This is a genomic window from Paenibacillus salivarius (genome assembly GCF_051307165.1).
Classification (GTDB): Bacteria; Bacillota; Bacilli; order Paenibacillales; family Paenibacillaceae; genus Fontibacillus.
This window is the reverse complement of record NZ_CP195592.1, coordinates 1,532,258-1,548,357: the sequence shown is the minus strand read 5'-3', so window position 1 is coordinate 1,548,357 and position 16,100 is coordinate 1,532,258. Positions and strand designations below refer to the sequence as shown.

Sequence of the window (16,100 nt, the reverse complement as noted above, 5' to 3'; positions counted from 1 at the left end):
GGTCGGACGATGTTAACTCAAAAATTCTCGAAAACCTTCGCGCGGCGGGATCTATACCCCTGAACAGAAGAAAAACACCTCGTTTAGCGCGAGGTGTTTCTGTATTGTTGTATTTAATTCTCTGGAGAAAACACGATGAAGTTTAGATCGTCTGCCAACTCGACTTGCGTAATGGTGTCGCCATATTTAATGTACAAATCAATATTCCTGAAGCTATTTGGCTTTCGGAAAACCACTTTGAATGCACTTGCAGCATAACCAGTAAGATCAATGACAGTTTCAGGCTTCGCCTTCACCCTAATCTTTTTGATCAGCAGATTAGCTCCGTTGTAAATAACTACATTCCTTCTTCTGGAGTACGCCAGAAGAATAATGATTAGCGGGGGAGCCGCCACTATCGGAATGATAGGGAACTTCTTGTCAGACGCTACCGGTTCTGGTTGTTCAAAAACTTCAATAACAAAATCAATCCGCTGCGTACTCATTGACTCATTTAATTCGATTGACCGTTTTACTTCTTCTGCTACTTGCACCGATTCGACCGTAGTCGAATCTGAGTCTCTGTAGTCCTTGTACGCAACAACGTTGATCCGAGAAATTTCTTTGTCGGTAAATGGATTTTTCAATATAACCGTATGCTTTCCAAGCTCGACATCCTCAAAGCGGTACTCGCCGTACTCGTTAGTAAACGTAATTCGTGGATCGGAATGAAGTTCGACTTTAACCCCCTGCATAGGAATACCGTTCGCGTCCTTCACAACCCCATATACAACACCGAACTGTTGGTTCGGCTCAGCTTCTTTCAGATACCTGAAGGTAACTGTTAAAGATTCACCATTCTTGCTGATAAATACCGTTTGCTTATCCGATCCGATCAAGGAGTAGCCAGCGATAATGGGAGCTTTGACCTCATTCAAACCAAAGTGCAATGTATCGATTTCCTCAGTTTGGAGAAGCTCCTCGGACTCATGATCTACAGCTTCAACGAGCAAAGTATCCATTTTCTTTTCAACCACTGGAGTAGGCACTGTGGTCACATGGCTTCCTTCTCGATCTGGATTAAGATCCTGATCCTTTTCATTCGATTTTGTTTCAGGCTCCGGCTGTGACTCTACCTTTGGCAATTCCGGCTTGGGTTCTGGTGTCGGTTCAGGTTTCGGCACTGGCTTTGGTTCGGGCTTCGACTCTGGTTTAAGTTCTGGCTTCGGTTCAGGCATCGGCTTTGGTGTTGGCTCTGGTTTTGGCTCAGGCTTCGGTTCCGGTTTCGGTTCTGGCTTCGGTTCTGGCGTCGGCTTTGGTGTTGGCTCTGGTTTTGGCTCAGGCTTCGGTTCTGGCTTCGGTTCTGGCTTCGGTTCTGGCTTCGGTTCTGGCTTCGGTTCTGGCTTCGGTTCTGGCGTTGGCTTTGGTTCTGGATCAGGGCTAGGTGTCGGTTCAGGATTTGGCTTCTGTTCTGGTTCAGGTGTTGGAATGACAATGTCTTTCTTATAGAAATAGGTCAGCTTTCCGAACGGCTGGACTGCTGTTAGCAAAACATTTCTGACTGAATCTCCGATTAGCTTATATACCCCGATAAACGCATCAGCTCTATATGAATGATCACCTAACGGCAAATCCGACAGAATTACATCTTCTTTGAGCTTACTGTTCGTTTCCCAATCAACAAATTCAACCGTTATACCACCTTTTGGCTCAGGCGATGGAACGACTGGTTCAAAATAGGCTTGAACGATCTTGTCCTCATCCATCTTAAACAAAAGCGACTCCTTAACTACTTCCTGACCATCCATCACCCATTTAGTGAATTTATACCCCTGTTCGGGAAGCATTGATACGGATATTTCAGTGCTTTCCTTAAACTGTCCGACTTTACCGCGCACATCTTGGAACACTTCTTTCGTTTCTTCATTTAGAACATCGACCGTACCTTCACCAAGCACTTCAACGGTCAGCTTGAATTCCTTGGACGGTGATGCACTGGGGATGAAGTGCGCTATTGCGATAACATTGCGATCCATATACAAGGTGATACTCTGATCGTCTGACTCAAGCCCATTTACGACCCATTTCTCGAACTTATATCCTGGCGAGGGATTAGCCATCAGGCTGACCGATTCAAACTCGGGAAAATTCGTAACACTGCCAGCTGCGAACGGAGTAACTGTTCCCATTCCAACTTGATTAACCGTTAGCGTATACTGTGTAGGCTGTGGTTGGTTTTGCTTGAAGTGAGCTATTGCTGTTTTATCGCTGTCCATTTTCAAACTTACCCCATAACCAAACGGGTCAAAGTAATCTTCGCCATCAATCACCCATTTTTCAAGTTCATATCCTGGTACTGAATTCCGAGCAGAGATGGAAACCCATTCTCCGTCATCGTATTCGTAAGTGCCAGATGCAGGAAAGGTTGTACCTTGCCCCTCCATACCGACTATTAACTTATGCTTCGCTAATGAAGCAGAAGATTGGTAATAGAAAACGATGACATTGTCCTTGCTTCCAAAGGTGTCGAAAGTGAGCGGATAAATGCCATGAGATACCCCCTCGCTAAAAATATTGACCTCTGTAGTGCCTTTACCGACAATGTTGAATTCGCCTGCGGTATCCGTAGTGGTCAATATACTTTCATCCGTAATTGAACTGGTCATATCTTCTGGCAGTCCTACATTGGTGATCGATAATCCAGTTCTTGAATTCACCAAATGACGCTCTGTACCGATTTTGGAAGTGAAAATATGATCTTTGTTTAGAACATACTTACCTGAATCGCCAATGAGGGAATAACCTTCAAAATTCTTGGCATTGTACGTGATGGAAGCATTCAAGTCCAAGGTCTTATCGTCTGTCGAATATTCCTCAAATGCCAGTAGCTCATCTGTTCCTTTGACGCGGTGCTCGACTCTTAACGTGTCAGCTCCTTTAACGAATCGATAATTGTATTGCGGAGTGCTTGCACGTTCATCGCCCCTCGATAGACCGGATATTTCTAACCAATCGTTGTAGAACTGTTTCCCAGTTACCTGATCGTCAATATAAAGATAGTTGTAGTCGAACAGCAACTGAGGTTTTGCTACTTGGTGGAATAGTTTGAACAGCTTCGATAAAATGGGAATGTTACTATTGGTCAAGAAATTGTAACTGAAATCAACCTTATTTGCATTTAGTGTATCAAGCTTGCTTACATTGTTTAGCCCCTCAATGTTCGAGAGCCGGTTATGACTGAAATCAAGAACACTGGTCGTTGTCGCCGCTGTCTGTGGCTCGATAAGCCTTCTTAAATTACTTAAGCCATCAAGGTCGGTTAGATTGTTATTTGACAGATCCAAGTGACTTAATCTTTCAAGACCGCTTAGTCCCTCAATATTCTCCAACTGATTATTGCTGAGATCAAGAAAATTTACCCCGTTCAGGAAGCTCAGGGCATTCACTTCACGAAGCTGATTGCCGCTAAACTGAAATACTGCATTATCTGAGAACTTGGGATCATTGAGGATACTGTCCTTGAATAGCTGCATACCCTCTAAGCTTGTGATTCCTTTGAAATCATCGGAGCCGAATGAGAAGTGTCCTTTGTTCTGGTAGAACCTTTGCATCCTCATTTCTACATCACGCTTATTGATTGTATCATTGGTCGTTCCGTTCCAGACTGGTGTTGTCCATAGTCCCCATAGCTCGCCCATCCAGTGCGCGAAATAATTGGCCAACTCACTACTTTGGAACAGCTCGCTCACGACAACATCCTCACCTCGATGGAAGTGAGACAATGCATCTTGTGATCCATAGTCTGTTTCTGTAATCCAAGGCTCATCAATACTCATAAACTTGATGTTTCGTTTACGGGCAAAACTTTCTGCTGTCGAATTGTTATGACCGATAATTGTAGCTTGGTATGGAATCACAATGTCCCAGTCATACAAACCATTCTTGTCACCAATTATCGTATCTGGATTCTTAAATGTGATGCTTTTAATTCCATAGCTGTATGCAAACGCATTTACCTCGACCCGCTCAACACTTTCAGGTATAACTACGCTCTTTATACTTTGATTGCCCAGAAATGCTGCTCCAAAAATTCTTGTTACTGGTCTCCCTTCGATTGTGTCGGGGATGGTCACATCTCCACCTGGTCCGACATACTCTCTGATATAGGCATAAGGTTCATTCATCCATTCCGGATTTAACTCGTAAATGAAATGACTCGGATCGGAAGCGTATACTGCATTCGTAACACTGGTTTCGCCGTATACGGCATCCGTTACGCTCACTTCATTTCCGTAATCGGTGTCGCTTGGTTGATCATCAGCAAGAGCGCTCATTGGGAATAGCCCAATAAGCAGAGCGATCACCAAGAGAACTGAGATGATCCTTTTTCTTTCCTGTTTACTGTTTGCCACATCCTTCATCTCCTTACTTGTACTTGTTCTTTTTCTCTTGGTCTTATAAATTTGCTCATGATGACTATCCTGAAAATCAATCAAACTCTACAACATTTTGAAATTTTTGTAGTAACTAATTCCCATCAAATCGTGCTTCGATCAGCATAAAAAAAATGCAGTGACCCCTAACTGAGAGATCACTGCACACATAAAGAAAAGAGCCAGATGCTCATGCATCTGACCCCAATTTGGTGAACTATTCTGATTTAATGATTGCAATAAAATTTGTTTGATCCCAACTTACTTCGGCTCCAATAGATTCACTAGCAAATCTTAAAGGTACATAGGTTGATGAGTTATTGATAAACGGAGCTGTCGAAAGTGTAATCGCCTTGCCATTGACATACGCTGTCTTACTGCCGATTGTGAGCTTAACAGTAGTACTTCCTCGAACAATAGTCACTTCTTGCTTATCATTATTCCATTTCACTTCGGAGTTGAGCTTCTCGAACACTCCGCGAAGTGGTATGAAGGTGCTGCCGCCAACGATCTTCGCGGGAGGACTCAAACTTACCAAATCTCCATTAATTGTTACACCGACATTGTCCTTGTTAAAGTTACCCGTGATTGCAGAAGTTGAACCGCTCGGTGGTGGGTTAACATCTCCACCAGTTGAGGGGTTAGATGCATTGTTTCTTCCTGATTCGGTTGTAAAAGACCAAGTCTTATTGAGTGTCTTTCCTTCAAATTCTTCCTCATACAACGGATTGTAGTTCACAGATACCGTATACGTTTCACTATTTTTAAGTGGCTCCTTCGTATAGAAAAACCAGAAGCCCATATACCATTCGGAGAAGAACGGTACATTTTTCCCCTTGCTGTCCTTAATTGTTGCATCAATCTTTTTAGTATCTAGAATATAGGGTGGTTGAAAGGAAATCACATAACCTGATCTTTCAATACCGAATTTCTTTAATGGATTTGGATCTTCACTCGCTCCTACAAAAGTTGTAGGTACATCTTTTTGTCCATTGTAAGGATACATGGATGTATTTGTTGCCTTAGAATCATTTGATGAAGCTAACATTGTGAAAAATCTACCGTCAAGTCCAACCCCTATTTCCATTGTAAAGGGATTTAAAAAAGGAGTCCTATGATAAGAGGTTCCAATCAATCGATCAATTGACGGTTTTACGGAAGAATTACTAGCAGAAAGGACTTCAAACACTCCTCCAGATAACCTCGAGTCTCCTCCAGCGGCAAGTACTCTATCTTTAGGCTCTACACCAGTGAATCCTTTACGTCCCTCGATTTCATCGTGATCGTAAGGATTACCCATATTCATATACTTCGAGTGATTCTCGGCAGCTTTCGTTAGGAATGGGTTCAGCTTTACTTCGCTGAGTCCTGCATCCTTACGGATTTTGTTGATGTAATCTAAGGCTTCTTTTGCTTCTTTTGAGTAACCATCATTTGAATTCAATACTTTATTATCAGAACCACTGTTAGATGAGCTTCCTGCAGTTGTGAAAGACCAAGTTTTGTTGAGTGTTTTTCCTTCATACTCTTCCTCATAGAGAGGTTTATAGTTTACTGACACCGTATATTTTTCGCCATTTTTTAACGGTTCTTTCGTGTAAAAGAACCAGTAGCCCGAATACCACTCGGAGAAGAATGGAACACTGTTTCCTTTACTGTCTTTGATAGTTGCGTCGATATTTTTAGTGTCTAGTACATGTGGCGGGTAGAAAGAAATAACATATCCTGATCTATCGACACCAAATTTTTTCAACGGGTTGGGATTTTCAGCACCTGTAAATGTTGTGGGTACATTTTTCTGACCATCGTAAGGATACATTGAAATCTTGGTTGTACTTGCTCTAGCCGAATACAACATCACAAACTTCTTGCCAACCAATCCAATACCAATCTCCGAAGTGTACGGGTTTAGGAATGGATTTCTATGGTATGCTGTGCCTACCATAAGATCGATAGAACCTTCCACAGTTGCTTCTGAATAGGAGATTACCTCGCCCGAGCCTTGCGCAACAGTCGAACCGTCGACAGCTAAAATTCTGTCTTTTGGTTCTTCACCAGTAAACCCTTTCTTGCCCTTCACTTCATCATGACCCGTGTCATCATTTAAATCTAAATATTTTGCATGGTTCTCTGCGGCTTTTGTGAGATACGGATTGAGCTTAACCTCATCCAGACCCGCTTCCTTTCGGATCTTATTCACGTGTGCCAGAGCATCTTTAGCTTCTTTGGAATAATTGAAGTCCGCAGAAGTAATTTGAACTGGTTTTTCAGACTGCGCCGCGAGTGCGCCTTGACCCCCTAAAATAATTGAGAATGCAAGTATTACTGCTGTTAACTTTTTCGTTTTCATATTGACCTCCGATCTACAGGATTCGCTAAACTTTAAAAGAAGGAACTGTGTATCTGTCCCTTATTCCCACTCCATTCCATTTAGAAGGCATCATCTTCATTATATAAAGAACCAGAATAATAGTCTGTTGTATTTAAGTCACATCGATCCTACAATTTCAAACTCTCGCTACTTACGTGATTAATACTCATGCGGAAGCATGAATGTATAATACTTCATCTTCCCCTCATCGCCGTATACTGCCCAAACTACTTCTGAAAATAACTTCTTGTTGTCGATAGTGAGTAAATGACCGTCATTCCCATTCGTAACTACCGTTTTCTTCCCAACAGTCTTAAAAGACAGAAACTCTTCTTTGCCATAAAAGTGCTTGATGATTAATGAAATAACCAGTTGCCAATCCCTACAGCCAATCTCTCGAACCCCATGAGTCATTACTATTTGTAGGCTCAAACACTTACCTCCTCCGACGATCTATCTCAAAACCTTCATAATAATCCGTGTCCCTATAATCGCTTTTAATAGCTGCAACAGAAAGGGGGCGAACATCAATGTTGTTCTGTTGGTAGCCTTCAAGAATAGTCTCATAGTATATCCGAGTAGGCGCCGATATTGGTCTTGATTCGGCATTCATGATATAAACCATCGCTCCTAGTTCAATTGGAAGATCACTTTCATTAAACACGTCATTTTTTACACTAATCGATTCTAACTTTATCTTAATGATCTCTTTTCTGTAGAGTCCAACTGAAACGCCTTCATAATGATCTAAAGCGATTTCATCCCTTTCGGAGATCATCCACAACACAACAGGTACAAATAGTCCGATATGTTTAGAGATGGTGGCTACGCGTTTAAACACTAGCTCATGATCTTCAATACACCCAATCCCGATGATATACGCATCAGGACAACGCATCTTCATTTGCTTAATGTGCATATTGCTCCCGTAAGCTACATAAGGCTTCATACTCGGTACCTCCAATATCAATAGTTAGTTGGTAAGTTTACCTTGGATTACGATTGGTTGTACAGTGTTCAATAACGGTCAGGATCGCCCAAGAATACCCCGAATGGGGCTTACTGCGCTTCGACATCTGACAAGCCCCGAGCGTCATCATTCGTTGGCGGCTCCCTCCATGCAGAATTACCTTCAAGGTACTTAAGTAGGTGATGACGCATGGTTTTGAACTCATCACCAATACCACCAAGTCTGAGAAGCCATACACGAAATGAATACTTCTCATTCCCGTTGTCAGGCACTGTTACCCGACTGGTTGCTTTCTTTTGGTTCAGAGCTTGAGCCGCGATAAGCAAACTCAACTGAATACTTGCTTTCACTTTGCCGGCATGCAGAGTCCCATTAAATAGCCTGAACTCTACTGTCTTTAATCTGCCGCTTAATAACTGGTGCAAATTCAATATCCGATACCTGGAGTCGTTATATCGATCATTTCGACGAAAGGCTAAGGCATTGAACCCGTGATACCAAACTTCTGCAAACTCCCCCATCGTCTTTGGCTTTTTCTTATTGAGTTTCTTAATGAATTCATCTGAAAGATCCAAGCAGTATCTACGCCGCTCCTGTCTGCAGTCCAATGCCTTAGTCAGCAAAGATTGTTTTGCGTAGATAATATTACAAAGAGTTCTCAAGTTATTTGGCGAAAATCTCTCAGCTCCTACATGTACATGTAAACCGCAACTCTTATTTACAAGTGCGCCGCTTTCCTTCAATTCACGAATTAATCTCTGCAATAAAGGAATATCAGAATATCCCAAGACGGGGGATACAAGTTCACACTGATAATCATCCGATACGATTATTATTTCGGAGTTCTCTTGTCGAACCGCTTGAACTGATGCATCCTTAACGACTTTCCATATCCGTCCGGATCGATCCTTGATTTCATAATTATCATGACCCCATCCTCCAATTTGTGTTGGTCTACCTGTATCGAAGAAGTCCGCGACAACATAGGCTGCCACTGAACGCTTAATCCCGGTGAACTCTAATTCAAATCCGAATGATAAACTGGTGTATTCAACATGCACTCCCTGAGCCTCCTAACCAACCATAATTAACTGGTTAGTTATGTAACTTTTCTCAGGTTTGAAGTTACTTTTTGACGCACTTTTCATAGGTTTTTGAAAAAAATGTTGAGCCTAATTTATCTAAAGTCAAAAATAAAGATCACCTTAGTGAAAGGTGATCACTTTGAAAGCTATAATATAAATCAAACCGATGCCCCCAATGCCCTCATGCGAACATCAACGGAAAGCGCAAACGAATTTCCGAGTCACATTGGTTACAAACCATAAAGTTCTTTTCTCCTGTACCAATGAATTTAACCTGAATCTGATAATCTACATCAGACATCACTTTTTCAGGTAGAAAGCTGCTGCGGCAAACTCCACATGATCCGTGTAGTATCATGTAGCATTCCACGCAAAGTGATCCAAGATCATGAGTCATGTGATTAAACAGTACTTCCGCCTTGCGGGAACAGAATGAACAACACTTCATAAGAATCATCCTCCAATTTGAAACGCAAAAAACCGCAGACTACGCCCGTTAAAAGGCTTGTCTGCGGTGCTTCCGCTTCCAAAGAATATTTTATTAGTTCCAATATACCCCATCTGCGAATAAAGGACAAGATACATCATTTCATTGAAATATACGATATAAATTCTACCTTTAACTTCAAGAGCCAGAATAAAGAGTCACCTTGAGTCTCTTAGCTCCCTATTTTTACTACTTCTCAAACAAAAAAAATTGGAACCTCTTCTATTGAAAAGGTTCCGAGTGTCCAATCTTTTCTTCTCGAATTTCTTTTGCTGAATTTATTTTGACTTTTCAACCTTACCAACAGAATCCTTAACTTGCTTCCGCTTCCCATCGTCCTTCCTATCAGTACTCCCAGCTCTTCGGGATGACAGATCATCAATATATGTTTCAAACTTACGATCTTTCTCATTAGGTAGTACGGCATTATTCGATTGTCCATCTCTACCTTTAATTGAAGGGCTGCTCTTTTCATTATCATCTAAATGAATCAGGTTAGGCTGACCGTGGTTATACATCATTCCTTTTCCGAATCTTGATCTCAAACCTGAAGGCTTATTACCACTATTCAATTCATCATTAGCTGCATTCTCACCTTTTGAACCGAGCGCATGACTTAGTGCTCCATCAAATGTCCTGCTCATCGATGAATGCATGTATTGTTTGAATGCAGTCATTGCACCTACTGCAAGCCCTACAGTTGCAAAAACGGTTGAAATCACATACGACTTCAATGATGCGATGAGTAACTTCGCAATTTTCCAAAGGGTAAAGACATACAAAACGTCAACAGCCACCATCAATAACATAACTATTGAAGGATCACTAACTCCAAGTGATGGCGTTCTTCCTCCAACATAACCCGTTAACCCTTCACCCATAAATAGCGAGATTACAAATGCAAATCCAACACTCGCCGCTAAGAAGATAAGAGAAGGTATAAATAGATTCTTACTAATTGTTCTTATCAATCTCTCAGGCGGCACTAACACACTTGATAAACAGATCGCAAGGGTTAGGAACAAAAGCAACAGCAATACGAATAACTTCGCTACTGGCACAACGATGACAGCCATCAAATCACACAGGATTAAAAGTAATCCTGAGAATATCGACGTTTTTTCAAGAACTCGTGCGTACAGGTCTTGATCGTCCATAAGAGCTTCACCAGTAGAATTCATCAGGATCAGTCTCATGAAAGCATCATAATTAAAGTTCTTTAGCTCAAAATTTTGCGGGTACAACGTACTACTTTCTCCAAGGAGCCTATTTTCAGAGAACTCGCGATTAAAGTTGAAGGTCGCCATCATTGCTGCTGCCGTAATAAGAACCTCATTGTCAAAATCATGATAATTCGTCAAATACAATAAGTCTTTATACGTTGAGTTTAATGTGGACTGAATACGCCGCTCCACATCAGTAAGCTGAGAGTAATTATACCCCTTCGCATACATATCTGCCTCAGAAAAGATCATCGGTCTTCCGGCATCATCATATGCACCTGGGTTAGCCGTATCAGCAACATACACTTTTTTATTGGCAATCGGAACTTGCTTTCCCATAATATCAAGGGAATAAAGCTGATCAACCCAAGGTGAATACAGCTTCCAAACAGCTTTTAAGTCTTCTTTCCGTTTCGCCTCTTCATTAAATTTTGCCTTCATCGCAGGATCGGTAGGCTCTACTGCGTTTTTGAAGTTAAAGGTATCGACACTCTTCCCGTTCGTAGCCGTCCACCTGTATACATAGTCATTTCCTTGATACAAATAAGGAATCACGTAAGTAAATAACCCCTCGAGGTCGAGGAAATCCCTCATTGAATTATTTACCTTCAGGTCATCACTTGAAGCCCTGAACACTTCTTTGGAAAGTAAGGCTGATTTGAACTCTCCGTCAACTCTTGAATATCTGCTCTTCAATGCATTGTAAAAGTAATAAAACGGACTTTCAGTTGATAACAGGAAAGCTTCGGAATGCTCATCTGTCGCAGAACGTAATCCTGCATTGGAGTTGATATCATTTCGGAAAATGGCTGTTGAAACATCGGAACTATTCAAAGCCCAATACCTATAGCTCTCCTCCATTTCAGAATTATCGGTGACTGATAGTGTTGCACTCGATTTTATTAACTGATTTTGTTGATCAGAATATTGGACTTTCTTATTGTCGTCCAATAAAGACTTGAATCTGTACTCAGGGAAGACGAAGGATGACTCTTTAGCGTTTAATAATTTGTTGGCAGCCTCATTTCTTGGCACAGCGTTCTCTGAAAGTTTGGAATATGAATTTTTGGCTGCATTAGCTATAGCGTTATATGGTCTGTATAAATAGGTGACCAGTGGATCATTGAAAACATACTCTTCTTGGTTAATAAAACTGCTGAATAACCATCTAAAGATGTTCAGATTTTCATTTAACGTTTGTGTAATTTTCCCTTTGTTAAACATATCATCGAAAACATCATCTTTCTTAGGTGACATCCATTTAACCCGAACTCCAACATCTGAGGAATATGCTTCTCTAGCTAACTCCATGTTTTGAGCAATAATATAGTTTTTCTCATCATCCATAAGCTTTACATTACGCATAGAAGACAGTGCTTGCTGATGCTGAGTAATTGCCCAATAATTAAATCTTCCAGAATACAGCTTATCTCCTGCTGTATTTGATATATTTACTACACTTGAAATAAAGAACTGAGGAATTATCAGTACGAAAGCCATTACGATGAAGATTAATACCCCTTCTCTAATAGAACGCACATGTGTTATGACCATTATTATCACGATCATCGCAACAAATAAGATCAGTAACAAGTATATTGACATGTAATCGTCCAATAACCAAGAAGTTATAGGTAACTCCGTTAAACTAGGCGTATTGATGTAACCAACAATTGAAGCATATGATTCGTTTCCGCCTGCGCTCACACTTAAAATATTTCCAATCCACGAACCGGTAATGCTCCTATGGGTGGATATAATCCAACTGTCTTGTGCAGATTTGATCAGTTTATCTCTGTAATGATTTGGTCCATCCGAGAGAAGACCATAAATCTTCTTGACGATATCGGTTTGCATTTCCTGCATAGTTTTTTCTTCAGAAGCAACAACCCCCGAACCGCCAATAATAGTAACGAGGTCTAATCCTCCACTCATCGTATTCAATATAATTGTTGGTAATAAGTCATTCTCAAAACGTTTGCTATCCCATTTTTCCTCACCAGTTTTACTGTCTTTACTCTTTTCTATGCCGAGCAGTTGCACCATGTAACCCCAATAGATACCTGGGTAGTTATTGACATCATTCATGATTGCAGTTCGAGTAGTATATTTACCAAGAACGCCGTCAACTTCGGTTCCAGCGTACATGTTGCTCTTTAATTTCTTGGTAAAGGTACTATTCATTCCAAATACTCGATACACCATAGAATTATAGAACAGGGTAGAAATTGCATTTTGTCCGTTTTTCCCGACAACCTTCTTACTCGATCCTTTGACAGTATCATGCCCAACGATTTTGCCGCCATTTCCTGCCTGAAAGAACCCCGTTCCATTAAATTCAAAGTAGGGGTAATCCTCAAATCCCTTATACTGGCTAAAGAATGCACTTTTTCTTATTGCGGTCGAAATATACCCCAGAAAAGAATCATATTCACTCAAACCAAAACTAGTTGGCGAAATGAGCGTCGTTTTGAACCAACCTGAACGCAAAATATTCTCTTCAACAAGTGTCGATGAGGGCAACACATTATAAACGAAATTATTACTGTCGAATTTCAATAGCTTTAGCGCGGCGTTAATTGTATCAGGATCATCGGTACCAAAATCCCCTGAATCCAAAAAGCTCTTTAACGCTTTAAACTCAGCAGAAGTTGAACTTACTGTTTTATTGGTCGTATTATCTTGAAGCCATTTCACTAAAAAATCTACTTCATCCTGTTCGTCACCTGAACTCTTGCTATCATAGTAATAATGAAGAAAGGCGTTGAAAGGTGACGAGAAGTAAGAGCCTTGATAAAACTGATATTGACCCGATACTTCTTTGGCGAACATTTTCTGTCTCATCATCAAAGCATCGTCATCGGTTTTCCAATCACCTTCACCGCCGCTGGCTCCAGTCGGTACGTTGAAATAGTACATATCGTCTGCTAACTCATCCAATGAAAAAACACTGCCACCGAATAAGTATTTGGACAAAGTATCCTTCTGATCACTGTTGAGTGCTTCTTCATCTACAAAGTATTTCTGTCCATTGGTGAATTTACTTGCATCAATAGTCAGAAAGATAAACGAGTTACTATTTGAAATTATACTCGATTCTGCTTGAATAAATTTCTGAACATCCTGATATGGATTAGAGATAACCTTATCACTGTTCATGATCAAAGTGTCTGAATCACCCAGACTTCGGAATGCTGAACCCCCTGATAGCTTTGTCATACTGGAATGCGATTGAATACCAAAGATACTCAGCATATTATTTCTGTTCATCGTGATTTCTGCCTTTGACCCATTTGTAAAATAATCCTTGATATTGTAGTAAGGGGTCATGAAAGGCTTTCCGTCTAGAATGTTTTCCGTAATATTAACTATACCGCCCATAACAAAAACGTTTGCAACCGGAAACTTACCCCCATTAGCAGTTTTAGAAAAGACTACTGGATTTAATGCTGCAGGAAGAACCAGTACATACTCTTCTATTGCGACATTATCGTAAGCTCCCCAAATGTTACCTAATCCATCGATATACATGGCGGTTAACGCCCTGAGTCCCTTCTCCTTATCCAAAATCAACTCTGGCGAATACGAGAACAGTACTTGAATAGCTGCTCGTGTTGCTTTATCGTTCAAATCCATTACAACATTATCGCTTGTGCCATTCTTTGCATATATTTTTCGATTCGTGTCTACTCCTGCCAGTTTGTTATAAAAGTCTTCTCCTGACATTGGGAGTGACCCATCTTGAGGAACGGACTTAAACAGACCGAAGGATGACTTTGAGGATTGGAATACCTCCATGATCGCATTGTATAATTTACTGTTTACGTTGATGATCTGCTTATAGTTATCAGGTGAACCAAAGAACTTATTGCTCACTATCCTTGGAATGGTGTCTTGCTTGTCTGCCGAATCATCGACCATATCACTTAATTTTGTCTTCCCTGGAACAAAGAAATTTGATAAAAATACCCCGTACACCATCAATTCATCTCTAGAAACCCTGTCTACAGCAAGCTCCGTTCTGTCTTTTCTGAAGAAGTCAATCATCGAACGTGCCATAGCATTTGGGGAGTCGGCTGAAGGACTACCGACTGCAGAAGCCGAATTTAGTGGTGTAGATGCTATTAGAAGAAATACGGCGATAAGCGCCGCTACAAATCGATTTATCCGCTTAGGTTGCAACCTTTCCACCTCCATCCATTTCCCTTCATTTTTATTTTGATTTTGAAGCTCGCTCCTCAGCCCAGTGCTGAACTCGATCCAACCATGCAGTTATTTTCTCTAAGCGATTTAGCCACTTTTCGGCTCGGATCATCTTTTTCTGAAACTTTAAAAACTCCTTGTCATCGAGTTCTTCTGAATGCGTATCCGCTTCGACACCTTCACCGTGATTAATTACGAACCCATTGACCTGACCGCTCTCAATACCCCTCATTCCCGTCATCTCCTTTTCTGAAAATCGTTTTATTTATGTGCTACTTTTGTAATCCTTCTGCAAAATCAGATGTCGAAGTTGTGTTAATCTCAAAGGTCAAACAAAGGTATTTCTAGGTTTCATGTGTTGCAGGGTGATAAATGAACCACTGGAGGATTCTTAACTCGACGATTTCGGCATTACTGCTACTTAAGCTAAAAAAAATCCCCTCATGAAATGAGAGGATTAATGTTTTATACTACTTCACTTACTAGGCTCAAGAGCCATGCAATAAGTCCGCCAAGCTCTCCGCCGATTAGATAGAGCAGACAGAGTGAAAGAACAATGTAAGTAAAAATCCTTCGTTTGAAGTAAAGCATGTACGCATTTTTATAACTGCCTGATGATTTTAATGAAGCTTCTGTTTCCCTAACAGCCGAAATAGCATCATCGCTAATTCCAAATGGCTTCTTTTGCCCTTTATTATCTGCCTTCAAATCCATTGACTCTCTTGCTACAGGTAGTCCAATGTAAAACAAATCGGCAATCGATGTTGCAATCAAATAAATTGTAAGTAAGATCGCCCCTATGCCGAAAACTACTCTAACGTAAGGCAAGATCGGATTGATCCATATCATTGCAGTATACATATCTGCTGAAGCACTTTCCGTAACTAAAGGGATCAGTAGCATTGAAACTTCGCTGTTCAAAGCAGATATTGAACTCATTATTACTTGTTGCGTTTGATCCGAGACTGCCGACCCCTGAAGCACCTCAACGAATTCCCTTAGCACTCTTTTCCGTGATTTTTCAGTTGCATCCTGAAAATTGGTATTGTTGAATTTTACCGTTCCGCTCGTACCATCGTAGACCAGAAGTCGAGAATCAGGATGGTCTCCTGTGTTAGCTTCAAACTTAAGGTTGAGATGACTTCCCCCATTCCCTAATTTGCTCCAAACGTCTTGCATATGCTTCTTATCGCCTGAAGGAATCTCGATAGATTTTATATCTGCATCTGCCGTGGCGAATACTCCAGAGCTTAAGTAGAAAAAAGAAGCACAGAAGATCAGAAATAAGACTCTTATCCTCCACCTCACATTATCCGCCCCTTCGGTCTGAACTCATTAACAATCAAAAC

At 41.0% G+C, this 16,100-nt stretch carries 8 protein-coding genes; all 8 read right to left on the bottom strand.

Features of this window, described 5'->3' with window-relative positions; translation table 11 throughout:
- Positions 1-113: 113 nt before the first annotated feature.
- The 8 genes from ACSFXJ_RS06800 to ACSFXJ_RS06765 all read right to left on the bottom strand — a co-directional run bounded on the left by ACSFXJ_RS06800 (position 114) and on the right by ACSFXJ_RS06765 (position 16,059).
- Entirely contained in the window at positions 114-4,391 is a 4,278-nt protein-coding gene (locus tag ACSFXJ_RS06800) for an InlB B-repeat-containing protein (RefSeq protein WP_435924436.1), read from the bottom strand.
- 238 nt (positions 4,392-4,629) lie between these two features.
- A complete protein-coding gene (locus ACSFXJ_RS06795) occupies positions 4,630-6,762 on the bottom strand; it encodes a stalk domain-containing protein (protein ID WP_435924435.1) in 2,133 nt (710 codons plus the stop codon).
- Between the two features lie 180 nt (positions 6,763-6,942).
- Positions 6,943-7,215 (bottom strand): hypothetical protein, encoded by a 273-nt coding sequence (locus tag ACSFXJ_RS06790; RefSeq protein ID WP_120463222.1) that lies wholly within the window; start codon positions 7,213-7,215, stop codon positions 6,943-6,945.
- Between the two features lie 4 nt (positions 7,216-7,219).
- Positions 7,220-7,732 (bottom strand): gamma-glutamylcyclotransferase family protein, encoded by a 513-nt coding sequence (locus ACSFXJ_RS06785; protein ID WP_435924434.1) that lies wholly within the window; start codon positions 7,730-7,732, stop codon positions 7,220-7,222.
- Between the two features lie 110 nt (positions 7,733-7,842).
- Complete coding sequence (locus ACSFXJ_RS06780; RefSeq protein ID WP_435924433.1) at positions 7,843-8,814, bottom strand: amidoligase family protein; 972 nt, start codon at positions 8,812-8,814, stop codon at positions 7,843-7,845.
- A 789-nt stretch (positions 8,815-9,603) separates the two neighbouring features.
- The gene (locus tag ACSFXJ_RS06775) at positions 9,604-14,730 is read right to left on the bottom strand and encodes a hypothetical protein (protein WP_435924431.1); all 5,127 of its coding nucleotides are present in this window, start codon (positions 14,728-14,730) and stop codon (positions 9,604-9,606) included.
- A 31-nt stretch (positions 14,731-14,761) separates the two neighbouring features.
- A complete protein-coding gene (locus tag ACSFXJ_RS06770) occupies positions 14,762-14,983 on the bottom strand; it encodes a hypothetical protein (protein WP_293654496.1) in 222 nt (73 codons plus the stop codon).
- Between the two features lie 233 nt (positions 14,984-15,216).
- Positions 15,217-16,059 (bottom strand): hypothetical protein, encoded by an 843-nt coding sequence (locus tag ACSFXJ_RS06765; RefSeq protein WP_435924430.1) that lies wholly within the window; start codon positions 16,057-16,059, stop codon positions 15,217-15,219.
- Positions 16,060-16,100 lie beyond the last annotated feature (41 nt).

Bases quoted from the DNA above. Each gene is read 5' to 3' on its own strand.
- ACSFXJ_RS06795 (WP_435924435.1), bottom strand. From the start codon at position 6,762: ATGAAAACGAAAAAGTTAACAGCAGTAATACTTGCATTCTCAATTATT.
- ACSFXJ_RS06785 (WP_435924434.1), bottom strand. From the start codon at position 7,732: ATGAAGCCTTATGTAGCTTACGGGAGCAATATGCACATTAAGCAAATG.
- ACSFXJ_RS06770 (WP_293654496.1), bottom strand. From the start codon at position 14,983: ATGAGGGGTATTGAGAGCGGTCAGGTCAATGGGTTCGTAATTAATCAC.